Below are 23,903 nucleotides of genomic sequence, written 5' to 3'. Positions count from 1 at the left end.
TGAATTGATCCTGGAGTGACAACAGCATGAAGTTCCCTTTGAACCGGTTGGCGGCATCGCTGGCGCTGGCCGTGGCGGGTGCCGCCTGCCTGCCGGCGCACAGCGCGCCCGCGCCGTCCGAGAACGCCACCATCAACCTGATCCGCCTGCTGGTGCAGCAAGGCGTGCTCAAGCCCGAACAGGCCAATGCGCTGGTCGCGCAGGCGGAAGCCGAAGCCAAGGCGGCCCGCCAGGCCACGCCCGACCGGGGCGCCGCCGTGGCGCAGGCCGGCGATGTGCGCGTGCCCTACATTCCCCAGACCGTGCGCGATCAGATTCGCGACGAGGTCAAGGCGGAAGTCATGGTGCAGGCCAAGGAAGAAAACTGGGCGCAACCCAATACGTTTCCGGATTGGGTATCGCGCATTACGGTGGAAGGCGACGTGCGCGTGCGCGATGAATCGCGCCTGTACAACGGCGGCAACAGCAATGAAATCACCGACTTCGCCAAGCTGAACGCCAATGGGCCGTACGACGTCAACCCCAACACCAACGGCGGCTATCCGCCCATGCTGAACACGCGCGAAGACCGCCGCAACCAGCTGCGCATCCGCGCCCGCCTGGGCGTGCGCGCGGAAATCTCCGAGGCCTGGACGGCCGGCATCCGCCTGGCCACCGGCAGCGACGACAGCCCGGTATCCACGTCGCAGACGCTGGGCGGCGGCATGGGCAAGAAGGACATCTGGCTGGACCAGGCCTACCTGACCTATCGCCCGGCCAAGTGGGCCACGGTAACCGGCGGGCGCATCGCCAACCCGTTCGAATCGACCGACACGCTGTTCTCCAACGATCTGAACTTTGACGGTATCGCCGCCATCTTCAAGCAGCCGCTGCAAGGCCGCGACGTGACGCTGTTCGGCACGCTGGGCGCGTTCGCGACGGAATACGCGAACAACGGCTGGAGCTCATCGTCGATGAGCGAAGGCGAAACGGAAAACAAATGGCTGCTGGGCGGGCAGGTGGGCGCAGACTGGAAGATCAACAACCAGAACAGCCTGCGCGGCGCGTTGGCCTACTACCACTTCGACAACATCGCGGGCAAGCGATCCAGTTCATGTTCGCCGTGGGCGGGTGCTGAAAGCTGCGACACCGACTGGTCGCGCCCGGCGTTCATGCAAAAGGGCAACACGCTGTTCCTGCTGCGCAACATCGCGCCCAACCCGCTGAACCCGGCCGACACGCCGCAGCCGCAATACGTGGGCCTGGCGTCCAAGTTCGATCTGCTGGACCTGAACCTGCGTTGGGACACGCGCGTGTTCGACGGCCTGGGCCTGCGCCTGAACGGTAACTACATCCGTAACCTGGCCTACAGCAAGAGCAAGATGGCAAGCCGCTCGCAAGGCTACATCGTCAATAACTTCGGCGACAACGGCGATATCGAAAGCGGCCCCAACGCCTGGATGCTGCAAGCCACGCTGGGGCGCTCGTATGACCTGAAGGACAAGGGCGATTGGCTGGCCTTTGTTGGCTACAAGTACATCCAGCCGGACGCGCTGCCCGACGCCTACAACGATTCGTCGTTCCACCAGGGCGGCACCAACGCGCGCGGCTACTACATCGGGGCGGGCTACGCGTTCGAAAAGAACGTGTATGGCGTGTTCCGCTGGATGAGCACCAAGGAGATCTACGGTCCGCCCTTGGCCATCGACACGATGCAGTTTGAAATCAACGCCAGGTTCTAAGGCCATGGACATGCATACCGTTTGGGATGAATCCCGCCACGCGGCCACGACGGGACGCGGGCGGCGCTTGGCGGCGGCCGTGGCCTTGTGCGCGGCCGGCTTGAGCGTGGCGGGCGGCGCGCGGGCCGAAAGCATGGAAGAGCGCCTGCGCGCGCAGCTGCGCAGCACCACGCAGCAGCTACAGCAGCTGCAAAGCGAGCAGGCGCAGATCAACGCGGCCAAGACGGCGGCGGAAACGCAACGCGACGCGGCGCAGAAAGAACTGGAGTCGCTGCGCGCGCAGTTGGCCAAGACCCGTGGCCAGGCCGAAAAGCTTGCCGGGCAACAGGACGCCGTGGCGCAAGCCGCGCAGTCGCAAGTCGCGGCCAGCCAGGCACAGCTGGGCAAGTTCAAGGGCGCGTACGACGAGCTCTTGACCTTGTCGCGCGCCAAGGAAGCGGAGCGCGCCGCGCTGGCCCGCACGGTGGCGCTGCGCGATGCGGACATCAAGACCTGCGTGGCCAAGAACCGCCAGATGTACGAGGCGGGCAAAGAAATTCTGAACGCCTACGAAGGCATCAGCACGGGCGACATCCTGGCCATCAAGCAGCCCTTTGCCGGCAAGGCCCGCGTGCAGTTCGAAGAGCAGGCGCAGGCCTATGGCGATCAGCTGTACGACGCGCAGGTGGCTGGCAGTCAAGCCGCTGCAACGTCGCGCCCGTAGCCTTGCTTGCCCGAATTGCTTCCTCCGATTGCTTCCCCATTTTTCAGGACCCTAAGAATGACCGAAACCAGCTTGATTCTTGATGTCGATGCCGAACGCCTGCAAGCGTTGCTGCAATCCGTGGGCTACCGCGTCACGCTGTCCGAGCAGAACGGCATGGTGCAGTTGCTAAGCGCCAGCCAGGGCGTGGGTTTTGCCGCCCGCATGGGCAACCCCGCCCAAGAGGACGGGCATTTTCTGGACTACACGCTGAGCTGCGCGCTGCGCGTGCAGGGTGACGTGCCCGCCGGCCTGGCAGAGCGCTGGAACGTGGAAAAGCGCTTTGCCCGGCTGACGGTGCAAGGCGTGTTCCTGGTGCTGGAGCTGGACGTGATCGTGGCGGGCGGCGTGTCGGAATCGTATCTGCGCGCCACGACGGAATTGTGGGACCGCTTGCTGCAAGAGTTCCTGCTGTTCCTGCGCGCCAATGCGTCGCCGCAGGGGGACGTCAATGCGTTGGAAACGCCGGCCGACTCGTTGGCGACTGCGTAACGTGGATTGCCTGAAGGGATAGAACCATGAACCAGACCCTGACCGCCAACAAACCGCTGCGCGTCACGGCGGCGGTGTTGCTGATCGCCGTGCTGGCGGGCGCCGTTGCGTTGATGCGCGGCAAGGATGCGCAAAGCAGCGAGGCGTCGCCCACGGCTGCGGCCGCCGCTCCTGCATCGGCGGCGGCCCCCGCTCCCGCACCCGGCTCGGCGAAGGCCCGAACGCTCGCCGCCACGGCAGCCACCGCCACGCCATCCGCCAACGCCACCGCCAAGCCGCAAGCAAACTCGCCCCAGCCCCAACCGGCCACGGCCATCGCGACGCTGGGCGCCGTACGCGTGGATCGCGATGAGCTGCTGCGGCAATTGCAGGCCTTGCCGCCGCAAGCGCGCCAGCAGTTGCAGGACAACCGGGCGGGGCTCGAGCAATGGCTGCGTGCCCGGCTGGCAGAGAAGGCGCTGATCGAACAGGCGCGCGCGCAGGGCTGGCAGGATCAGCCGGAAATCCGCCGTGCGGTGCAGGCGGCCGAGGAACGCATCGTGATGCAAAGCTATCTGGAGTCGGTCAGCCGCGCGCCGGACGGCTACCCCACCAACGCCGACCTGCAAGCGGCGTACGAACGCGCCAAGCCGCAGCTGGCCGTGCCCGCGCAGTACCACGTCAGCCAGATCTTCCTGCCCGCGCCGCTGGGCGATGCCGACGCCGTTGCCGCTGCGCGCAAGCAGGCGCAGGACCTGGTCCGCCGCGCGCAGGCGCCCAAGGCCGACTTCGCGGCGCTGGCGCAGGCCAATTCCCGAGACGAGACCACGCGCGCGCAAGGCGGTGACATCGGCTTCGTGCCCCTGGCGCAATTGACGCCTGAAATGCGTCCGGTGGTCCAGCAGATGAAGGCGGGCGATGTGTCGGCGCCGGTGCAGTCGGCGGCCGGCTTTCACATTTTGAAGCTGACGGCGTTGCAACCGGCCGGCGTGACGCCGTTCGACCAGGTCAGCCAGCAACTGCGCGTCGCGCTGCGCAGCCAACGTCAGGAACTGGCCGCACGGGCCTACATGGAGGGCTTGCTGAATGCCGGAACCGTCAGCATCGATGGCGCGGCACTCAACGCCGCATTCGAGCAAAGCACGGCGGCAACGCCCGGCCCGGCCTCCGTCGCCCGCGCTCCGTAAGCGGCCGGTTGCCGTGGACGATGCGCCGGCAAGCACGGTGATCCACGCGCCGCCCGGCGCTGCGTCAGCAGCTGACCACGGCGTCACGCTGGCGTTGGACTGGCGGCTGACGCAGGCCCTGGGCACGACGCGGGCACCGTCTACGTTGCAGGGCGCTGCCCCGCTGTTGCAGGCGTTGCGGCAGACGTTCCCGGACGACTTGGCGCGCTGGTTTCCGCTGGTGCCGTTATGCCCACCGGAGCCCGGCCTGGCATTCGGCCTGGACGTGTCCGACCTGCGGGTGCTGTATCGGGCGCTTCGGGTGGTCTGGTTGGCCGAGCTGGTGTTCGGCGGCCGGGACGAGGGGCAGCGCTGGCTGCGCAGCCCCAAGCGCCGGCTGCTGGGCCGGGTGCCGTTGCTGCTGTGCCAGCACGGGCGCTATGCCGGGTTCATCGAAAGCTGGCTGATCGATATCGACGAAGGCAACGGACCATGATGCTGCTGTGGCGCTTGAGCAATGCCGGCGATCTACAGCCGCGCGCCTGCCCGCCTGGCCGCTGGCATGGCGCGGGCGTGCCGGTCATCGTGCTGGAGGCCAGCCCGGCGGCGGCGGTGTTGGCGCGGCTGGTGTTGGCCGAGGTGACGCACCCCGACGCCTTGCCGCGCGGCTATCAGCTGCTGTCGGTGACGACGCCCGGCCGTTCGGTCAGCGTGGCCGACGCCCCCGCGCCCGGGCAGACGGACCTGCGCGCCACTCGCGCGATAGGCGACGCCTGGGTGGCCAGCGGCCAGTCCTTGCTGCTGCGCGTGCCGGCCACGTCTGGCGGCTTTCAATACCTGCTAAATACCGCGCATCCCGACATGCGGCAGTGCCGCGTCACCGCGTCGTCCGCCTATCCCTATGCGCCGCATCTGGGAGCCATGGCCAAAGCGATACGCGACGGCGCCGATTGGCTGGCCGCCGCCGGCCAGGGCGGAGCGCGGGAGGGATCGGCCGCTGCCGTCGATGGCGCCGCGCGGGACTAGAATGTTGCACAGCCGGCGCTACGCCGCATGCAACTTTGTTCCGTCAGGAGCCCGCCGTATGACCGTCATCTCCGCTGCCCTTACCGCCGGCGCAGCGTTGCCTGCCACCACCGCGCAGGTGGACATAATTTCGATCCAGTCCCAAGTGGTCTATGGCTACGTGGGCAACAACGCGGCCATGCCGATCTTTCGCCGCGCCGGGCTGCGAGCCATCGCGGTGCCGACGGTGCTTCTTAGCAACACGCCGCACTATCCCACGCTGCATGGCGGGGCGGTGCCGCTGGACTGGTTCGCCGGCCTGTTGAAAGGGCTGGACGAACGCGGCGTGACGCGCGTGGCGCGCGCCGTGGTGTGCGGCTACCTGGGGCAGCCGGGGCAAGCGGATCTGCTTGCCGCCTGGCTGCCCGCGCTACGCGCCGCGCGGCCGGACGTGCGCGTGCACATCGACCCGGTCATGGGCGACCGCAACGACGGGCTGTATGTGGACGCGGGCCTGGTCGCGCAATACCGCGACCTGCTGGTGCCCTTGGCCGACGGCATGACGCCGAACCATTTCGAACTGGAAATGCTGGTGGGCCGGGCGTTGTCGACGCTGGACGAGGTGGCGGCGGCGGCGCGCGAGCTGATGGCGCTGGGGCCGACATGGATTGTCGTGACCAGCGCGGCGCCGATGGCGGCGGCGCCCGGGACCTTGCAGCTGGCGGTGGTGACGCAGGACAAGGTCAGCGTCGTGACGCATCCGGAAATCGCCATCCCGCCGTCGGTGCACGGCACCGGCGACGTGTTCATGGCCAGCGTCACCGCCCGGCTATTGACCGGGCTGGATCTGGTGGACGCGGTGCGCGAGGCGGCCGACGAGGTCACGGCCGCGCTACAGCGCACGCGCGAGCTGGGCTGGGAAGAGCTGGCGGTGGAGGGGTAGGCGGTGGAAGGGTAGGCGGCGGAAGGGTAGGCGATACGCCGACCCCTGGCGCCCAAGCCGAGGCTCAGTCGCCAAGCCGCAGCCGCAGCCGCGAGCCCACGGCCAAGCCCTGCCGCAGCCACAGCCGCAGCCCGCTACCCAGCAACGCTGCGGCGCAATCCCTTAATACGTCTTGTACGGCAGGAATTTGCCGCTCATCACGATCTGCACGCGGTCGCCCTTCGGGTCGGCTTCGCGCGACAGGTCCATCTTGAAGTCGATGGCGCTCATGATGCCGTCGCCGAATTCTTCGTTGATCAGCGCCTTGAACGTCGTGCCGTAGACGTTGATCAGTTCATAGAAGCGGTAGATCAGCGGGTCGGTGGGCACGGTGCTGGGCAGCGAGCCCTTGTAGGGCACCACTTGCAACTGCACCACGGCGTCGTCGGGCAGGTCCAGGATGCGGGCCGCGGCCAGCGCCTGTTCCTCGGTCAGCGTCATCTGGCCCAGCAGCGCGGCGGTGGTCCATTCCTTGCTTTGCCCGACGGCGTCGGCGATGGCGGTCCAGGACAGCTTTTTTTCCAGCTTGCGGGTAACGACCAGTTCGGTCACTTCAGCGCGGGACATCATGATGGGGTTCACTCCTTATGGGATGCCTTGTCGACCAGGAAGTCGACGAGATGGTTACGGATGTCGTAGTAGCGGGGTTCGTGGTGCAGGCTGGCGCGCGTCCGGTCGCGCGGCAGGTCCACGCTGACGGACTCGGCAATGCGGGCATAGGGGCCCGCGCTCATGAGCAGGATGCGGTCCGACAGCAAGATGGCTTCGTCCACATCGTGCGTGATCATGAATACGGTCTGGCGGGTCTGCTGCACGATGGCGCGCAGCTCGTCCTGGATGGTGCCGCGCGTCAGCGCGTCCAGCGCGCCGAAGGGCTCGTCCAGCAATAGCATCTTGGGCTGGATGGCGAAGGCGCGGGCGATGCCCACGCGCTGCTTCATGCCGCCCGACAATTCGCTGGGCTTCTTGGCGGCCGCATGCGCCAGGCCCACCATGTCCAGGTAACGCATGCTGTGTTCGCGGACCTGATCGCGGCTGTACGCGGGCCAACGCGAGCGCACGCCGAATTCCACGTTTTGCAGCGCCGTCAGCCAGGGCAGCAATGCGTGCGCCTGGAACACCACGCCGCGTTCCAGCGACGGGCCAGAGATCTGGCGGCCGTCCATGATGACCACGCCTTCATTGGTGTCGTCGATGCCGGCCAGCACATTCAGGATGGTGGTTTTGCCGCAGCCGGAATGGCCGATTACGCAGACGAACTGGCCCTGTTCGATATCGAAGTCGATGTTCTCGAACACCGGCGCTTGGGGCTGCCCATTGCGCCCGGGATAGCGTTTGCCCAGGCCCTGGACTTGCAGAAATGCATGGCTCATGGCGTCATTCCCGATAGCTGACCAGCCGCGCGGCACGTGCCAGCACGGTGTCCAGCAGCATGCCGATCAGGCCGATGAAAAATATCGCGCAGATGATGTTGGCGATGGACAGGTTGTTCCATTCGTTCCAGACGAAGTAGCCGATGCCGGTGCCCCCGATCAGCATTTCGGCGGCCACGATCACCAGCCACGCAATGCCCACCGAGATGCGCATGCCGGTCATGATGGTGGGCGCGGCGGCGGGCAGAATGACTTGCAAGGCGGTGCGCAGGCGCGACACTTCCAGCGTGCGCGCCACGTTCAACCAGTCCTGCCGTACCGCACCCACGCCGAAGGCGGTGTTCACCAGCATCGGCCACAACGAGCAGATGAAGATGACGAAGATGGCGGAGGTGTCGGCGTCCTTGATGGTGTAGAGCGCCAGCGGCATCCAGGCCAGCGGCGAGATCGGTTTGAGCACCTGGATGAAGGGGTCGAACGCGCGGTAAACGGTCTTGGACATGCCGATCAGAAAGCCCAGCGGGATGGCCACCAGCGCGGCCAGGCTGAAGCCGGTCAAGACGCGCGCCACCGAATACGCCAGCTGCACGCCGATGCCTTTGTCGTTGGGACCGCGGTCGTAGAAGGGGTCCTTGATGTGTTGCCACAGCTTTTCCCCGACCTCGGCGGGGCCGGGAAACGGCGTCTTCGACCCGCTGGCCGCGGCGTTGCCGACCAGCGCGGCATAAGCCGGGTCCACCGCCACGCCGCCGGTGTCGGGGCGGGTGGCGGCGTGCCAAAGCAGCAAAAACGCCAGGAACAGCGCGACGGACAGAAACGTTGCCCGCCAATATTGCACAGACCGCATCAGGTTCTCCGGATCTTGAAGCTGGCCAGATAGGCCTCGGGCTGCGCCGGATCAAACGGCTTGCCCATGACGCTGAAGGTCTTGGCCGATTCCGCCGGCGGCGTCAGGCCGGCTTCGCGCATCAGGCGTACGGCGTCGGTGGCCAGGAAGACGTCGGCCGCGACCTTCTGGTAATCGATGTCGCCCTTGACCTGGCCCCAGCGCTTCATCTGCGTCAGGATCCATACGGCAAACGACTGCCATGGCATGGGATCGAAGTCGATGCGGTTGGGGTCGGTCAGCACTTTGCCCAGCCCATCGGCATAGGTGCCGGTCAGCACTTGTTCGACGACCGTGACGGGCTGGTTCAGGTAGTTGGGGGCGGCGATGACGGACGCGATCTCTTTGCGATGCGCGGCGTCACGAGCGTAGGCGGTGGCTTCGATGATGGACTTGAGCAAGGCCTGGTAGGTGTTGGGCATGGCCGTCACGAATTCCTTGCTGGCGGAAAACGCGCAGCAGGGGTGGCCGTCCCAGATGGCTTTGGACAGGGTGTGGATGAAGCCGACGCCGTCGTACACGGCGCGTTGGTTGACGGGGTCGGGCGCAAGAAAGCCGTCGATGTTGTCGGCGCGCAGGTTGGCGACCATCTCGGGGGGCGGCACGGAACGGATCTGCACGTCGGTGTCGGGGTCCAGGCCGTGTTCGGCCAGGTAGTAGCGCAACAGGTAGTTGTGCATGGAAAAGTCGAACGGGACGGCAAACTTGAAGCCCTTCCAGTCTTTGGGGTCGCGCCGGTCTTTGTGTTTCATGGACAGGGTGATGGCCTGGCCGTTGATGTTCTCAACGGCGGGCATGGTCCATGGCACGGCGCGGCTGGCGCCCACGCCCATCGAGATGGCCAGCGGCATGGGCGACAACATGTGGGCGGCGTCGTATTCGCCGGACATGGCTTTGTCGCGAATCAGCGCCCAGCCGGCGGTCTTGACGACTTCTACGTCCAGGCCTTGCTTGGCGTAAAACCCCATGGGGTGCGCCATGATGATGGGCGTGGCGCAGGTGATGGGGATGAAGCCGACTTTCAGTTTCTGCTTTTCCAGCGGGCCGGTGGATTGCGCGAAGGCTTCGCGGGCGGCGGCCAGCGGGAAGATCGACGCAATGGCGGCCATGGCGGTGCTGCTGCCCACGGCGCGCAGGAAGCGGCGGCGCAGGGCGTCTTGCGGGAACAGGGCGCGCATGACGGCTTGGTCCACGGCGTTGCTCGTGGTGTCGTCGTGGCTGGCGCGGAGTTGGGCGGTGCCTTGGCGGGCAAGCGCGGCGGCTGCCTCCGTGGCCGATTGCGTGGCGCGTTCGTGGTCGGCCTGCGAGGCGTGGCGGCCGCAGCCGCAGGCAAGGCGGCTGTTGGCGTCGAACGGGTTGCTGAATAGGGACATGGGATGGCTCCGGCCAGAAGGGTTGGAGCCATCATGGGGCCGGGCGCATGGCGCCGGTATCCCGGGTTCGACGATATGCGTGTAGTGCGTGTACTACGCGGTGCGCGGGCGCGCCGCGCTGGTGCGCCGGGGGGCTAAATCGCACCCAGCTGGTGCGTGTTGGCGTAGGCGACCAGCTCGACCAGGGTGCGCACGCCCAGCTTTTCAAAGATGCGGCTGCGGTAGGTGGAAATGGTGTTGACCGACAGCGCCAGCTGTTCGCCGATGGCAGAGACGGATCGCCCGGCGACCAGCAGTTGCAAGACCTGGAATTCGCGGTTGGACAGTTGTTCGTGCGGGGGGCGGGTGCTGTCCTGGCGCACGGTATGGGCAAGCAGTTCGGCCACGGCGGGGGTGACGTAGAGTTTGCCGGCGGCGGCGTTGACCAGGGCGGACAGAAGTTCGTCGGGGTCGCAGCCTTTGTTCAGGTAGGCGTGCGCGCCGGTGCGCAGGGCGCGCACGGCAAACTGGGTTTCGGGGTAGACGGACAGCATGACGACGCCAAGCGCGGGGTAGTCGGCGCGCACGGTTTTCAGGACGTCCAGGCCATCGCGTTCGCCCAGCGCCACGTCCAGCACCATGGCGTCGTAACGGGTCTGGCGCAGGGCGCGCAGGGCCGAGGGGGCGTCGGCGGCTTCGTGTACCAGGGCCACGCGCGGGTCTTCTTCCAGGATGCGGGCCAGGCCGCGCCGGATGATGAGGTGGTCGTCGACGATAAGCAGGTTCAGGGCCATGGGGCGGGACAAGTAGGGTTCAGGCGCAGGCGGGATTCAGGCGCGGGTAGGATTCAGACGCAGGCGGGCGCGCATGCCGGCGCCGGGGGCGCTGTCCAGGGCAAGGTCGCCGCCGATGCCGCGCGCGCGTTCGCGCATGCCCAGGATGCCGAAGGTGTGGCGGGCTTCGGGCAGCTGCATGCCGATGCCGTCGTCTTCAACGGTCAGCAACAGCCCGTCGTCGCTCCAGACGGCGCTGACGCTGACGCTGCGGGCGCAGGCGTGGCGCTGCACGTTGGTCAGCAGTTCCTGGACGATGCGGTAGACGGCGATTTCCGCGTTGCGGTCCAGGCGGCGGCGTTCGGTGTCGGGCGGGCACAGGTAGCGGCATTGCAGGCCGGTGCGGGTCTGAAGGTCTTGCAGCAGGGTTTCCAGGGCGGCCCACAGGCCCAGGTGGTCAAGCACGACGGGGCGCAGGTCGCTGAGGATGCGGCGCGTGGCGCCCATGGCGGTCTGGGTGACCTCAAGCATGCGGTCGACGTGGGATTGCAGGGCGGGGGTGGCGCCAAGCTGGCGGCGCAGCCAGTTAAGGTCCAGTTGCAGAGCGGTGAATGAGGCGCCCAGATCGTCGTGGATGTTGCGGGCAATGTGGGCGCGTTCTTCTTCGCGCAGGGTGGACAGGTGGGATGACAGGCGGCGCAGCGAATCGTGGGCATTGCTGAGTTCGGCGGTGCGTTCGCCCACGCGGCGTTCAAGCAGGGCCTGGGTGCTATGCAGTTCGCGTTCGATGCGTTTGCGGTCGGTGATGTCTGAAAACGTGACCACGGCCCCGACCACTTCGCCATCGTTGCGGATGGGGTACGAGGCGTATTGGGCGTCAAAGCAGGAGCCGTCGCGGCGCCAGAGCACTTCGTCGTCCACGCGCACGCCACGGCCTTCACGAAAGGCCTGGAAGATGCGGCAGTCATGCACGGGCATCAGGGCGCGGTCGGCGTGGGAGTGGTGGATCAGGTAGTGCATGTTGCGGCCTACGACTTCGTCCGGGGTATAGCCCAGCAAGGTGGCGCCCGCGCCATTGATGAAGATGCAACGGCCACGCAGATCAATCCCGTAGATGCCTTCGCCGGCGGATTCCAGCAGCATTTCCAACTGACGACGCCAGGCGGCGTGGTGGGATAGATGGTTCAGGTCGGCAAACATGATGGGGTTGTTGCGGGGCGAGGGCGGATTTTTTGGGGAAGTTTACGGGAGGCTTGGCGCGGGAGAGGGGAGGGAATGCCCTTGGTGCGTGAGGGATTGGGGCACTAGAGGTGGGGTTCTTGAGGCGCTTGGTGTGAGGGGCGTTGGGCGATCGGGGGGCGGTTCTTGAGATGCTCAAGGCGGGGTTCTTCAGACGCCCGGGGCGGCGGCGTCCTGGCGGCGCGGGTCAACGATTGCGGTCCGGAGCCTTCGCTCCGGACTGCCCCGTCGTCATCCTCATTGCCGCCTGCGGCGGCTGCCTTCGGATTCCCTCGGGCTTATCGACTCCCCGCGCCACCAGGCCGCCACCACCCCCAGCTGCGCCGCGGAAACTTGTCGGTCGCCGGGGCGGGCGGTGTGCTTGGCATGCTTCTGTGAGACCGGGGGGAGTGGAAGAGTGTGCAGGGCCGCCAAAGCCGGCCGCGCGGGCGGCCTCTCTTGGCATTTTGTTTGACGGCATTTTGCGGGGCTACGATGCGCCGGTCGAACGGCACATGCGCCGGTATCGAGGGGAAACCCGATATAAAACTTTGCATAGCGCCCATGATCCAGGGTTATGCGTGGACACCGCCTCCATTCCCGTCCATCCCCGAATCTTCAATCCAATCAGACCCTTAGCCGAAACTCCTACCCCCGCCGCCACCCCACGCGCCGCGTTTCCTTGCGGTATCGGATTTTTTCGGACGCATGCATGCTTCCTACCTTCAGCCGTGCCCGCCATCCGGCGCGTCGCGGCAAGCAATCCTTGCGTTCCTATCCCACATGACCGACTTCGATCTGACTCTGCACAACGGCCGCATCATCACGGCGGATGCCGATTTCGTGGGTGATATCGGTATCGTCGACGGCGTCATCACCGCGATTTCCGCGACGCTGCCACCAGGCAAGCGCGCCATCGACGCCGCTGGCCGGCTGGTCATGCCCGGTGGCATCGACAGCCATTGCCACGTCGAGCAACTGTCCAGCATGGGCGTGTTGTGCGCCGATGACTGGTACAGCGCATCCGTGTCGGCGGCGCATGGGGGCAATACCACCATCGTGCCGTTCGCGGCGCAGCACCGGGGCCAGTCGCTGCGCCAGGTGGCGGACGGCTATGCCGCATCGGCCAACGAGAAATCGGTCATCGACTTCAGCTATCACCTGATCATCTCCGACCCCACGCCGCAGACGCTCAACCACGATTTGCCCGAACTGATCCGCGCCGGCATCACGTCGTTCAAGGTCTTCATGACCTACGACAAGCTCAAGCTGGACGACAAGCAGCTGCTGGACGTGTTTGCCATTGCCGCGCGCGAAGGCGCCTTGCCCATGGTGCACGCCGAGAACAATGACGTGATCAGCTGGATTGCGCGTCATCTGCTGGCCGCGGGCCATACGGCGCCGAAGTATCACGCCGTCAGCCACGACCCCATCGCCGAGAACGAAGCTACGCAGCGGGCCATCAGCCTGGCGTCCGTGCTGGAAGTGCCGGTGCTGATCGTGCACGTGTCGACCCAGGGCGGGGCGCAGGCCATCCACGCCGCGCAGACGCTGGGCGCGCCGGTTTACGGCGAGACCTGCCCGCACTACCTGCTGCTGACGGCGGAAGATATTGATATCCCCGGCGTTGAAGGCGCCAAGTTCTGTTGCAGCCCGCCGCCGCGCGATCCGGTGTCGCAGCAGGCGCTGTGGCAAAGCCTGGACAGCGGCACGCTGGCGCTGTTGTCGTCGGACCATGCGCCGTACCGCTATGACGAATCCGGCAAGCTGCCTGCCGGCGATGCCACCACTTTCAAGCAGATTGCCAACGGCCTGCCGGGCTTGGAAGTGCGCATGCCGTTGCTGTTTTCCGAAGGCGTGCGCAGCGGTCGGCTGAGCTTGCAGCAGTTCGTGCAACTGACGTCGACCAACCATGCGCGCATGTATGGCCTGTATCCGAAGAAGGGCACGATTTCGGTCGGGGCGGATGCCGACATCGCCATCTGGGACCCCGAGCGCGTCGTCACGCTGACCGCCGACGCGCTGCACGACAACGTCGGCTATACGCCGTACGAGGGCCGCACGGTAACGGGCTGGCCCACCACCGTCATCAGCCGGGGCGAGGTCATCGTGGACGATGGCGTGCTGCATGCCGCGCGCGGACGCGGACGCTTCATTGCGCGCGGCCTGCCTGCCCCGCTGCAAAAGGCGCGCGAAATCTCGCCGCGCGCCGCACTGCTGCGCAAGATTTTCCCCAACATGGTCGAGCCGTAGATCAAGCCGTGATCGTCGGCGCACTGCACTTGAACACCATTCGATAAGAACTCCTGGAGATTGACATCGTGAGTAACGCTTCCCCCGCCCGCAAAATGGGCCTGGCGGTTGCCCAGATGGGCGCCGTGAACCTGGCCGACACCCGCGCGGTGGTCGTGCGCCGCCTGGTCGAGATGATGCGCGAGGCCGCTGCCCGCCAGGCGGAATTCGTCGTGTTCCCGGAACTCGCCCTGACCACCTTCTTTCCCCGCTATTGGATGGAAGACGCCGAAGCCGTGGACCGCTTTTTTGAAAAGTCCATGCCCAATGCCGACGTGCAGCCGCTGTTCGACACCGCGCGCGAACTGGGCATCGGCTTCTACCTGGGCTATGCCGAGCTGACGCCCGAAGGCCGTCAATTCAACACCGCCATCCTGGTGGACCGCAGCGCCAAGGTCATCGGCAAGTACCGCAAGATCCATCTGCCGGGGCATTCCGACCACAAGGTTGATGCACCGTTCCAGCATCTGGAAAAGAAGTTCTTTGAAGTCGGTGACCTGGGCTTTGGCGTGTGGGAGACCAACGACGTCAAGATCGGCATGTGCCTGTGCAACGACCGCCGCTGGCCCGAGACGTACCGTGTGATGTCGCTGCAAAGCGCCGAGCTGATCGTGCTGGGCTACAACACGCCGTCGCTGAACATCCACTGGGACGAACCGGCGCACTGGCGCACCACCACGCACGAGATCGTGTTGCAGGCCAGCGCCTACCAGAATGCCGTGTGGGTCGGCGCCGCCGCCAAGTGTGGCCATGAAGACGGGCACCACATGATCGGCAGCTCGATGATCGTGGCGCCGTCCGGCGAAATCGTGGCGCGCTCCAGCGGCGAGGAAGACGAAGTCATCACCGCGAAGATCGATCTGGCAATGGGCCAGACCTTCCGCGAACACGTCTTCAACTTCGCCAAGCACCGCAGCCCGCATCACTACAAGCTGATCACCGAGCGCACCGGCGCGGGCGAACCGCTGCCCGTGCCGGAAGTGGTCTAGGCCCGGCTGATGATTGCCTGCGTCATCGCAGGCAATTCTTTTTTGACGATCTGGGAAAACTGCGTCAAGAACGCCTTGGCGATGGATGGCGGAGGTTCAATCCGCGAGTGGGACACATGCACCGAGAGCGAAATCGCTGGCTCGATACGACGCACCACGATGCCGTGCATCAGCGTATCCGTGAGGCCGTAAGAATCCACCAGCGCCACGCCGACGCCCTGGCGCACGAACGAGCACGCCGTTTGGGACGAACGCACCTCGATGGCCGGGGTGATCTGAGGCCCCAGGTAGTTATGCAGGGTCTCGCCCAGCGGCGTGTCGCGGCCGTAGCCCACCAGCATCTCGCCCGCCAGCATCTCCGGCCTGATGACGCTTTCGCGTGCCAGCCGATGGCCGGCGCGCAGCACGCAGACGATCTCGCCTTGCGCCAGTTCGCTGGTGATCAGGTTGGGGTGTTCGGGCTTGAAGGTAGAGATGGCAATGTCCGCGTGTCCCAGCAGCAATTGGGGCAGCAGGGCGTCCATGCCCAAGGGGCGGTAGCGGATGCGCACGCCGGGGTTGCGCGCACAGAACTTGGCGGTGGCCGCCGGTATCAGCCATTCGCCGAAGCTGGGGCTGGACACCACGCTGACCAGCCCGCTGCCATGGCCCGCCAGGCCGGCGGCCATGTCATTCAAGCGGTTGACGCCCGCCTGAATGGATTCCACTTCCTGAAAAAGTTTGCGCGCTTCCTTGGTGGGATGCAGACGGCCTTTGAACCGTTCAAACAGCGCATAGCCCAGACGCAGTTCTATCGAGGCCAGCACCCGACTGATGGCGGGCTGGGTCACATGCAGCAGCCGGCCCGCGGCGCTGAGCGAACCCGTGATCATGATGGCGTGAAACACCTCGATCTGCCGCAGGTTCAACGGGCCAGACCGGACATTCCGGGGTAATTCCGACATGCTGCTTTCTTTCCTATTGACCTGAGCGGTGCGCGCACAGCGCGGGTCCGCTTCTTTGCAGGGATTCTACTCAAACATGCCCAACGCTCGCATCACTCTCGTAAACCCGAACTCCTTGACCGGTGTCACGCAAGCGATCGACCGCGCTGTTGCGCCGTTCCGGCGTCTGCCGCTGGAGTTGCGCTGCCTGACTTCCACGGACGGCCCGGCCGGTATCCAGACTCAGGCCGAAGCGGACGCCTGCATCGCGCCGATGGCGCAATTGTTCTTGCAAGAAGCCCCCAACACCGACGCTTTCGTGGTGGCCTGCTTCAGCGACCCCGGCCTGCATGGCCTGCGCGACCTGGTGTCGGCGCCCGTCATGGGCATCGGCGAATGCTCGGTCCTGACCGCCATGAGCATGGCGACACGCATCGGTGTGATCGCCATTGCCGGCGCGTCCATTGCGCGGCATCTGCGCTACTTTCGCGCGATGGGGGTTGCCGACCGCATCTGCGGCGAACTGGCGCTGGATATGAAAGTCAGCGAGCTTGCCGACACGGAGCTGGCGTTTGCGCGCATGGTCGCCGTGGGCAGGACTCTGCGCGATGCGCATGGCGCCGATGTTTTGATCATGGGCTGCGCCGGCATGGCCGACCTGCGCGACCGGCTGGAAGACGCGTGCCGATTGCCGGTGGTGGAACCGACGCAGGCAGCGGTGGCGATGGCGGCTGGGCGACTTTTCAGCCGCTAAGGGAGCCGGGGTGCACCCGCACCCTTTGGCAACCCTTCAGCAATCCTTTGGCAAGCCTTTAGCAAGCCTTCGGCAACCCGTTATGCGGCCTGCTGCACGAAGTGCCCCGCGCCGACCTGCACCAGTTGCGTCACGTGTGGGTTATCGCCCAGCTTGCGGATCGGGCTGGGAATTTCGCGCGCGGCGCGTACCGTGCGCTGGTGACGACGGGCCGGATCGGGTATCGGCACCGCCGACAGCAGGCTCTGCGTGTACGGATGGCGCGGGCGATGCAGCACTTCCTGCGTGGGGCCGATCTCGACAATCTGCCCCATCACCATTACCGCCACGCGGTGACTCACCTTTTCCACCACCGCCATATCGTGCGAGATGAACAGATACGACAAGCCCATCTCGGCCTGCAATTCCTTCATCAGATCCAGCACGCGCGCCTGCACCGACACATCCAGTGCCGACACCGGTTCATCGGCCACGATGATCTTCGGGTTCACCGACAGGGCGCGCGCAATGCACAGGCGCTGACGCTGGCCGCCCGAGAACTGGTGCGCGTACCGGTCCAGGAATTCGCGCGGCAGGTTGACCCGTTCCAGCAGTTGCGCGGCGCGTTCGCGACGTTGCTCGCGGGTGTGACCGCCATGGACTTTCAAGGGCTCACTGACCAGATCCCAGGCATGCAGGCGCGGGTTCAATGACGCATAGGGATCCTGGAAAATCATCTGGATATGGCGGCGCATGTCGCGCATCTTGTCGGGCGACATGTGCGTGACGTCCTGGCCCACCAGCCGGATCACGCCTTCGGTCGGCTGCACCAGCTTCATCAACAAGCGCCCGGTGGTGGATTTGCCGGAACCGGACTCACCCACCAGCGCTAACGTTTCGCCCGCGCGCAGCGTGAACGACACGCCTTCCACCGCGTGCACGTTGGCCACCACCTTGCCAAACGCGCCGGACTTCACGGGAAAGCGCTTGGCAAGTCCCGAGACCTCCAGCACGGCCGGCCGGTCGCGCACCGCGGCCTCGTCGGGCGATCCATCGCCCAGCTTGGGCACGGCCGCCAGCAGATCCCGCGTATAAGGCTGCCGCGGTGCGTCGAACAACGCTTCCGTGGTGTTTTCCTCAACTTTGTCGCCGTGGCGCATCACGACCACGCGGTCGGCAATTTCGGCCACCACACCCATATCGTGCGTGATGAACAGCACCGCCATGCCCACATCGCGTTGCAGCTCACGGATCAGGTCGATGATCTCGGCCTGCACCGTGACGTCCAGCGCGGTGGTCGGTTCATCGGCAATCAACAATTGCGGCCGGCAGGCCAGCGCCATCGCGATCATCACGCGCTGGCGCATGCCGCCGGACAGGTCGCCGGGGTATTGCGTCATGCGGCGCTGCGGCTCCGACATCTTCACCGCTTCCAGCATCGCCTCGGCCCGGGTCCAGGCCGCTTCGCGCGAGATGTCCTGGTGCAGCAGATAGACCTCGGCCAACTGGTCACCCACCGTCATCACCGGATTCAGCGACGTCATGGGTTCCTGGAAGATCATCGATATCTCGTTGCCTCGGATGCGTCGCAACGCCGATTCCGGCAGCTTGAACAGATCCACTTCCTGGCCGTCGCGCGGTACGAAGCGCGCCGCGCCCGTGGCGATGCGGCCCCCGGCGCGTTCGATCAGGCGTAGCAGGGACAGCGCCGTGACCGACTTTCCCGACCCCGATTCGCCCACCAAGGCCACCGTTTCACCTCGGCCGATGGTGAAGTCCAGGGACTTCACGGCCCGATACGGCTTGGCGCGCGCACCGAACTCCACGCTCAAGCCCTGCACGGTCAGTAGTGTTTCGCTCATCAAGGCTCTCCGTCAGGCGCGGCTGGGAAACACGCGCGGCGACATGGCGTCGATGTCGCGGCCTGCATAGTCGCGCTGCGACACCGTTGCAATCGTTTGCGCCTGGGCGCGTTCCACTTCCTGCATGCAGTGTTCGATATCAATCGTCAGCAACTGGCCGTTCCTGACCACTTGTTCGCCATCGACGTACACATCGCGAATGGCGCGGTCCCCCGCCGAATAGATCAGGCTGCGCAGCGGTTCGCGGCCCGGGCGCATGTAGGGATGGGTCAGGTCGACCAACGAAAAGTCGGCCTTGCCGCCTACGGCCAGGCGTCCGATGTCGTCTCGGCCCAGCATCCTGGCGCCGTTCACGGTGGCGGCGTTGAACACTTCTTCGGTGGACGCCGCGCGGAAATGGCCGGCCTGCAGGCGGGCCACGTAGCAGGCCAGGCGCATCTCATCCAGCATGTTGTGCGGGAAGGTATCGGTGCCCAGGCCCACGTTGATGCCGGCGCGCAGATAGCGGCCCAGGAACGTCAGCGCGATGCCACGGCGCACGAAGACGGTGGGGCAGTGCGCCACGTGCGCGCCCGACCGTTGCAGCAGGCCGAAGTCGTCGGCGTGCGGCCAGTACAGCGTGCGATGGTCGTTCAGGAAGATGCCGTGGCCGATGATCAGGTCCCGGTCAAGCAGGCCCTGGTCATCCAGCCATTCGATCGGCGTGCGGCCATGGCGACGCGTCATCTCGGAAAATTCCACCACGCTTTGCGCGGCGTGGATCTGCATGGGTATGCCCAGGCGGCGCGCGGCGGCCTGCGCCTCTTTCAATAGTTCGGGCGAGCAGGTGTCCACCTGCGACGGGCACAGCATGGCGGACAGACGGCCGCTGGGGTGCTTGACGGCGCTGTCCACCACATCCAGCGCGGCCTCAAAGGATTTGACGGCGGCGGCCTCGTCCCAGGTGTACTCCACCGAATGGCCGTCGGTGGTGCGCCACGCGGCCGAGCGGAACATCGGGCCCAGTACCCCTCGGATGCCGGTGGACGCGACCACGTCGGCCCAGCCCGGGCGCGGCAGCGACATATCGACAAAGGTGGTCACGCCCGACAGCAGCATTTCGGACACGGCCACCTGGTTCGCATATTGCGCGGTGTCGATGCCCATGCGGAACACGGGCATGTATTCGTACAGCGAGCTTTGACCCAGCTTGTCGCTGCCCAGCTCTTCCAGCAGGCCGCGGTTGCCGGGTTCGGACGACGGATGGGTGTGCACGTTGACCAGACCCGGCATGGCCATCAGGCCGCCGCCGGGCACGACGTGGTCGGCCGGACCGGTATAGCCGGTGCCGGCGTGGATGACGGTGTTGCCGCGCATCACCAAGTCGGCGTTTTCGATATAGACGTGCGAACCCAGGTCCGCGTCCCAGGCCACCAGGGTGGACAGGTTCTTGAAGTGGGTAATACGGGCTTGATGGGTGTCGCTCACGGCAGGCTCTCTGTGCGGCATGAAAGGTTGAAGCGAATAGGGCGGGAAGGGCGGGAAAGGCGGGACAGGCGGGACAGGCTGCACACGCGGCGCGCCGGTAGGAGCGCGCCGCCGGCTGGCTTACTTGAACGCGATGTCCAAACCCTTGTAGGCCGCCGCGCCAAAGATGCCGTGGGCGCGCATCGGCTTCATGCGCACGCCGCCCACCAGGTACAACGAGTCGTGGTACAGCGGGATCCACGCGGCGCCGTCCGAGATCTTGGTCAAGGCCTTGGACAGGATGGCGTCGCCTTGCTTGGTGTCCAGCGCCTGGCTGCCTTCGGCCAGCCAGGTGTCGGTGTCGGCGTCCTTCCAGTTCATACGGTTGGGCGTGGGGATGCTGGTGGACAGGAAGTAGCTGTTCAGCGCTTCGCCCGTGCTCATGTAGCCGAAGCTCATGCTGAATTCATCGAATTCCTGCGTGGCCAGCTTGCCCCAGGCCGACGTCGAATCAAACAACTGCACGCGCAGGTCGACGCCGACTTTCTTCATGTCGCCTTGCACGGCCTCCATGATGTCTTTCCAGTAGCCGGTGATGCCGTAGTGCAGCAGTGACAGCTTCTGGCCGTCTTTGTAGCGAAAGCCGTCGGACTGCTTCTTCCAGCCGGCTTCATCCAGCAGCTTGTTGGCGGCGGCGGGATCGTAGCGGTAGGCGTCGTTGCTGCCTGCGGGCGTGTCGGTGGCCAGCATGCTGGTGGCGGGCTGCGCCTCGCCGAACGTAATGGCTTCGGTCAGCGCCTTGCGGTTGATGGCCAGGTTGATGGCGCGGCGCACGTTCACGTCCGTCAGCATCGGCTTGTCGATCTTGAAACCCAGGAAGAAGGTCCAGTAGAAGGGGTCGGCGCGGCTCACGAACAAGCGCTTGTCGGCCTTCAGGTCCTTGATGGCCCATTGCGGCAGGTAGCGCGACAAATCGGCCTGGCCGCTTTGCAGTGCGGTCAGGCGGGTGCTTTCCTCGGGCACGATCTTCCAGATGATCTTGTCGACCTTGGGCGTTGGGTCTTTATAGATCGACGGGCCCCAGTTGTAGCCGGCATGCTTGGTCAGCACGACTTCGTTGCGCGGCGACCAGCTTTGAAAGCAGTAGGGGCCGGTGCCGTCAAAGGCCTTGACCCCGTAGTCCGGGCCCAGTTCCTTGACCTGATCGATATTGATGACCGAGTGCATGTAGTGCGCCATTTGCTGCAGCAGCTCGTTGTAGGGCTTTTTCAGCTTGTAGACCACGGTCACGTCGTCAGGCGCCGTGATGCTGTCGACGGGGCCGGCGCGCCAGCGCTCCAGGCCCTTGGTTTCCGGGTTCAACCAACGTTCGTAGCTGGCCACCACGTCCTTGGCCGTCATCTTCCGGCCGCTGCAGAACGTCACGTTGTCACGCAGCGCGAACGTGTAGGTCAGGCCATCGGGCGACACCGTCCAGCTCTTGGCCAGCGCCGGCACCGGCGTCTTCATGTCGTAGTCCAGGCCCACCATGGTGTCGGCGGCCATGAACAGCACTTCCGCCGCGCCGCGCGCGGTGGTGCGGTGCGGGTCGTACTTGTCGGTGTCCAGTTCGCGCAGGATCAGCACGGTCTTGTCGGATTGGGCGACGGCGTGCGTGGGCGCGGCCAGCAGGCAGGTCAGAGCCAGCGGCGCGACGGCCAGGCCTTTGATGAGCTTCATGGTGGTGTTTCCCCGGTTGTGGTGTGTTGTTTGGTCAGGCGCAATGTCAGAAACGCAGCTTGGGATCCAGCGCATCGCGCAGGCTGTCGCCCAGCAGGTTGAAGGCCAGCACGATGAAGAAAATCGTCATCGTCGGAATGGTGGAAATGTGCGGGAAGATCTGTAGGAACTTGCGCCCGTCGGCGGCCATGCTGCCCAGTTCGGCGAAGGGCGGCTGCGGACCCAGGCCCAGGAACGACAGCACCGAACCCAGCAGGATGGTGTGGCCCAGTTGCAGCGTCGCGTAGATCATCAGCATGGACGAGCAGTTCGGCAGCAGGTAGCGCGTGATCAGGTAGAAATTGCCAAAGCCCATGGCATGGCCGGCTTCCATGTATTCCTGCTTCATCACCACCATGGCGGACCCCCGCGCAATGCGGGCCATGCCGGGGATGGCGGACACGCCCAGCGCCAGCACCATCGCCAGCGTGCCCGGGCCCAGCAGCGCCGACAGGCTCAGGCCGAACAGGATGGCGGGAAACGACAGCAGCACGTCGACCACGCGCATGATCACGCCTTCCAGCGGCCGGTAGTAGGCCGCCAGGATGCCCAGGACGGCGCCGATACCCGAGCCGCCGATCACCGCCAACACACTCAGCATCAGGGTGGCGCGAATGCCGTAGATGATGCGGGACAGGATGTCGCGGCCCTGCACGTCGGTGCCCAGCAGATACGTGATGCCGTCGGAAGACATCCAGCCCGGCGTCTTGCGCGCGATCGACATGTTGGTGGAGTACGGGTCGTGCGGCGCCAGCCACGGCGCGAATAGCGCCGTCAGCACGATGGCGATTACCGCCAGCAGCGACAACAGCAGAATGGGGTCGCGGCGCAGTCGGTCGGCAATGCGCGCAAGCGGGGTGGCCATGGCCTGGGGCGGCAAGGCGCCCATGGAAGAAGTGGAACCTGCGCTCATGATTTTTGTCCTCGCGGATCCAGATAGCCGTACAGCAGGTCCACGATCAGGTTGATGATGATGAAGCCCAGCGCCGTCACAAGGATCGCGCCCTGCGCCAGAGGGAAGTCACCGGCAAAGATGGCGCCCACCGCCATGCGTCCCACGCCGGGCCAGGAATAGATCTGCTCGGTGACCACCGCGCCGCCCAGCAGGTTGCCCACTTGCAGGCCCACCAGCGTCACGATAGGCAGCAGCGCGTTGCGCAGCGCATGGCGCAGGACCACGCGGCGTTCGCCCGCGCCCTTGGCGCGCGCGGTGCGCACGTAGTCGCCGCTAAGCGTTTCAATCACGGCAGTGCGTGTAATGCGAGCCACCGGCCCGATCAATACCGAGCCCAGCGTGAGCGCGGGCAGGGCGATGGATTCCAGGCCGGCCAAGGTCCACAACGGACCGTTGCGGCCGATGTAGGGCAGGATGCCCGCGCCGCCCACGTGCTGCACCAGCAGCAGCCCCACCCAGAACACCGGCAGCGACACGCCGATGACCGACAGCGTCATGACAAAGCGATCGATCAATTTGCCGCGCCGATACGCGGCCAGGGTGCCCAACAGGATCGCCAGCGGGATCGACCAGATCACGCTGGCCAGCATCAGTTCAACAGTGGCCCCGATGGTGCCGCCGATCTCGTCGATTACCGGCACGTTCGAAATCATGGAGCGGCCCAGATCCAGGTGCGCCAGGCGCCACATATAGCCGGTCAGCTGCACCAGCAGCGGCTTGTCCAGGCCCAGTTCCTGGCGCACCTGGGCCAATTCGTCGGCGGTGGCGGTCGGGCCGGCGATGACGGCCGCGGGGTCCGCGGGCGCCACTTGCAGCAGCACGAAGCACACCACGATCACGCCCAGCAGAACAGGCAGCGAGATATACAGGCGGTTAAGCAGTTGCCGGATCATGCGCGGGCGGCTCCGGTCGCGGGCTGTCGCAGGCCGGCGCGGCAACCCACCGGGGCGGCTGCGGGGGCGGGGTGTACGGAACTTGGCATAACGACCTCTCTTGATGCGCCCGTGGGCTTGGGGTGGTCGAAGAATGCCAGTGCGCCTGGATGGCGGGGACCCAGGGAAATCCACTATGAAGGCAATTGCGCGCGGCCCGTCCAGGGTGGCGCAAGCGCTTGATATGCCAAGGGATTGTTGAATTTCCCCGCGCGCCGCCAAGCGCATCCAATAACGGGGTGTTATGACGCCTGCGCAAAGATTGATAGACCCCGAAGGCCTGGCCGTCACCCTGGCGGGACGGCGTGCGGACCGCGCTGCTAG

The 23,903-nt window shown here is 65.8% G+C and carries 22 protein-coding genes; 10 read left to right on the top strand and 12 right to left on the bottom strand.

All coding sequences use genetic code 11. The features are described from left to right. Positions 1-26: 26 nt before the first annotated feature. From DVB37_RS19350 to pdxK, 7 genes are read left to right on the top strand one after another with little or no spacing between them, the layout of a single operon-like run. Positions 27-1,721 carry a putative porin gene (locus DVB37_RS19350; RefSeq protein WP_046804846.1) on the top strand — a complete coding sequence of 565 codons (1,695 nt, stop codon included), beginning with the start codon at positions 27-29 and terminating at the stop codon, positions 1,719-1,721. A 10-nt stretch (positions 1,722-1,731) separates the two neighbouring features. After that, on the top strand, positions 1,732-2,424 hold the full coding sequence (locus DVB37_RS19345) for a DNA repair protein (protein WP_240433934.1): 693 nt from the start codon (positions 1,732-1,734) through the stop codon (positions 2,422-2,424). A 57-nt stretch (positions 2,425-2,481) separates the two neighbouring features. Continuing rightward, the gene (locus DVB37_RS19340) at positions 2,482-2,955 is read left to right on the top strand and encodes a YbjN domain-containing protein (RefSeq protein WP_104144094.1); all 474 of its coding nucleotides are present in this window, start codon (positions 2,482-2,484) and stop codon (positions 2,953-2,955) included. A 26-nt stretch (positions 2,956-2,981) separates the two neighbouring features. Beyond that, entirely contained in the window at positions 2,982-4,121 is a 1,140-nt protein-coding gene (locus DVB37_RS19335) for a peptidylprolyl isomerase (protein ID WP_120156483.1), read from the top strand. 13 nt (positions 4,122-4,134) lie between these two features. Continuing rightward, positions 4,135-4,596, top strand: coding sequence for an antitoxin Xre/MbcA/ParS toxin-binding domain-containing protein (locus tag DVB37_RS19330; RefSeq protein WP_223264850.1), 462 nt, complete (start codon positions 4,135-4,137; stop codon positions 4,594-4,596). Next, on the top strand, positions 4,593-5,126 hold the full coding sequence (locus tag DVB37_RS19325) for an RES family NAD+ phosphorylase (protein WP_120156482.1): 534 nt from the start codon (positions 4,593-4,595) through the stop codon (positions 5,124-5,126). Before DVB37_RS19330 ends, DVB37_RS19325 begins: the two co-directional genes overlap by 4 nt. 58 nt (positions 5,127-5,184) lie before the next feature. Next, a complete protein-coding gene (gene pdxK, locus DVB37_RS19320; RefSeq protein WP_046804851.1) occupies positions 5,185-6,048 on the top strand; it encodes a pyridoxine/pyridoxal/pyridoxamine kinase in 864 nt (287 codons plus the stop codon). Between the two features lie 162 nt (positions 6,049-6,210). On the opposite strand, the gene cynS is transcribed toward pdxK, so the two are convergent. The 6 genes from cynS to DVB37_RS19290 form a co-directional block, all read right to left on the bottom strand. Further along, positions 6,211-6,654, bottom strand: a complete 444-nt coding sequence (gene cynS, locus DVB37_RS19315; protein ID WP_046804914.1) for a cyanase — start codon at positions 6,652-6,654, stop codon at positions 6,211-6,213. Positions 6,655-6,665: 11 nt separating this feature from the next. Further along, on the bottom strand, positions 6,666-7,460 hold the full coding sequence (locus tag DVB37_RS19310) for an ABC transporter ATP-binding protein (RefSeq protein ID WP_104144090.1): 795 nt from the start codon (positions 7,458-7,460) through the stop codon (positions 6,666-6,668). Positions 7,461-7,464: 4 nt separating this feature from the next. Further along, positions 7,465-8,307, bottom strand: a complete 843-nt coding sequence (ntrB, locus tag DVB37_RS19305; protein WP_104144089.1) for a nitrate ABC transporter permease — start codon at positions 8,305-8,307, stop codon at positions 7,465-7,467. Beyond that, a complete protein-coding gene (locus DVB37_RS19300; RefSeq protein ID WP_120156481.1) occupies positions 8,307-9,719 on the bottom strand; it encodes a CmpA/NrtA family ABC transporter substrate-binding protein in 1,413 nt (470 codons plus the stop codon). Before DVB37_RS19300 ends, ntrB begins: the two co-directional genes overlap by 1 nt. A gap of 134 nt (positions 9,720-9,853) precedes the next feature. Then, positions 9,854-10,492 (bottom strand): response regulator transcription factor, encoded by a 639-nt coding sequence (locus DVB37_RS19295; RefSeq protein ID WP_046804855.1) that lies wholly within the window; start codon positions 10,490-10,492, stop codon positions 9,854-9,856. A gap of 36 nt (positions 10,493-10,528) precedes the next feature. Next, positions 10,529-11,671, bottom strand: coding sequence for a PAS domain-containing sensor histidine kinase (locus DVB37_RS19290; protein WP_104144087.1), 1,143 nt, complete (start codon positions 11,669-11,671; stop codon positions 10,529-10,531). Positions 11,672-12,472: 801 nt separating this feature from the next. Here DVB37_RS19290 and hydA point away from each other — a divergent pair. Both hydA and DVB37_RS19280 read left to right on the top strand, forming a co-directional pair. Further along, positions 12,473-13,942, top strand: a complete 1,470-nt coding sequence (gene hydA / locus DVB37_RS19285) for a dihydropyrimidinase (RefSeq protein ID WP_120156480.1) — start codon at positions 12,473-12,475, stop codon at positions 13,940-13,942. A gap of 95 nt (positions 13,943-14,037) precedes the next feature. Then, a complete protein-coding gene (locus DVB37_RS19280; protein WP_189371524.1) occupies positions 14,038-14,970 on the top strand; it encodes an N-carbamoyl-D-amino-acid hydrolase in 933 nt (310 codons plus the stop codon). Here DVB37_RS19280 and DVB37_RS19275 read toward each other — a convergent pair. After that, positions 14,967-15,914 (bottom strand): LysR family transcriptional regulator, encoded by a 948-nt coding sequence (locus tag DVB37_RS19275; protein ID WP_120156479.1) that lies wholly within the window; start codon positions 15,912-15,914, stop codon positions 14,967-14,969. The two genes, DVB37_RS19280 and DVB37_RS19275, sit on opposite strands and share 4 nt — an antisense overlap. Positions 15,915-15,990: 76 nt before the next feature. Here DVB37_RS19275 and DVB37_RS19270 point away from each other — a divergent pair, with 76 nt between their 5' ends. Then, complete coding sequence (locus DVB37_RS19270; protein WP_120156478.1) at positions 15,991-16,647, top strand: aspartate/glutamate racemase family protein; 657 nt, start codon at positions 15,991-15,993, stop codon at positions 16,645-16,647. An 80-nt stretch (positions 16,648-16,727) separates the two neighbouring features. Here DVB37_RS19270 and DVB37_RS19265 read toward each other — a convergent pair whose 3' ends face one another. The 5 genes from DVB37_RS19265 to DVB37_RS19245 all read right to left on the bottom strand — a co-directional run bounded on the left by DVB37_RS19265 (position 16,728) and on the right by DVB37_RS19245 (position 23,540). Continuing rightward, positions 16,728-18,488 carry an ABC transporter ATP-binding protein gene (locus DVB37_RS19265; RefSeq protein ID WP_120156477.1) on the bottom strand — a complete coding sequence of 587 codons (1,761 nt, stop codon included), beginning with the start codon at positions 18,486-18,488 and terminating at the stop codon, positions 16,728-16,730. Between the two features lie 12 nt (positions 18,489-18,500). Beyond that, positions 18,501-19,955: an amidohydrolase family protein gene (locus tag DVB37_RS19260; RefSeq protein WP_120156476.1), complete on the bottom strand. Its 1,455-nt coding sequence runs from the start codon at positions 19,953-19,955 to the stop codon at positions 18,501-18,503. Between the two features lie 120 nt (positions 19,956-20,075). Then, positions 20,076-21,653 carry an ABC transporter substrate-binding protein gene (locus DVB37_RS19255; protein ID WP_120156475.1) on the bottom strand — a complete coding sequence of 526 codons (1,578 nt, stop codon included), beginning with the start codon at positions 21,651-21,653 and terminating at the stop codon, positions 20,076-20,078. A gap of 46 nt (positions 21,654-21,699) precedes the next feature. Then, positions 21,700-22,605: an ABC transporter permease gene (locus tag DVB37_RS19250; RefSeq protein ID WP_240433933.1), complete on the bottom strand. Its 906-nt coding sequence runs from the start codon at positions 22,603-22,605 to the stop codon at positions 21,700-21,702. After that, complete coding sequence (locus DVB37_RS19245; protein ID WP_104144078.1) at positions 22,602-23,540, bottom strand: ABC transporter permease; 939 nt, start codon at positions 23,538-23,540, stop codon at positions 22,602-22,604. The genes DVB37_RS19250 and DVB37_RS19245 overlap by 4 nt, the downstream gene beginning before the upstream one ends. Between the last annotated feature and the right edge of the window lie 363 nt (positions 23,541-23,903).

The organism is Achromobacter sp. B7 (genome assembly GCF_003600685.1).
Classification (GTDB): Bacteria; Pseudomonadota; Gammaproteobacteria; order Burkholderiales; family Burkholderiaceae_B; genus Achromobacter; species Achromobacter spanius_B.
The sequence above is the reverse complement of the archived record's forward strand: the minus strand, read 5'-3'. Positions and strand labels throughout refer to the sequence as shown.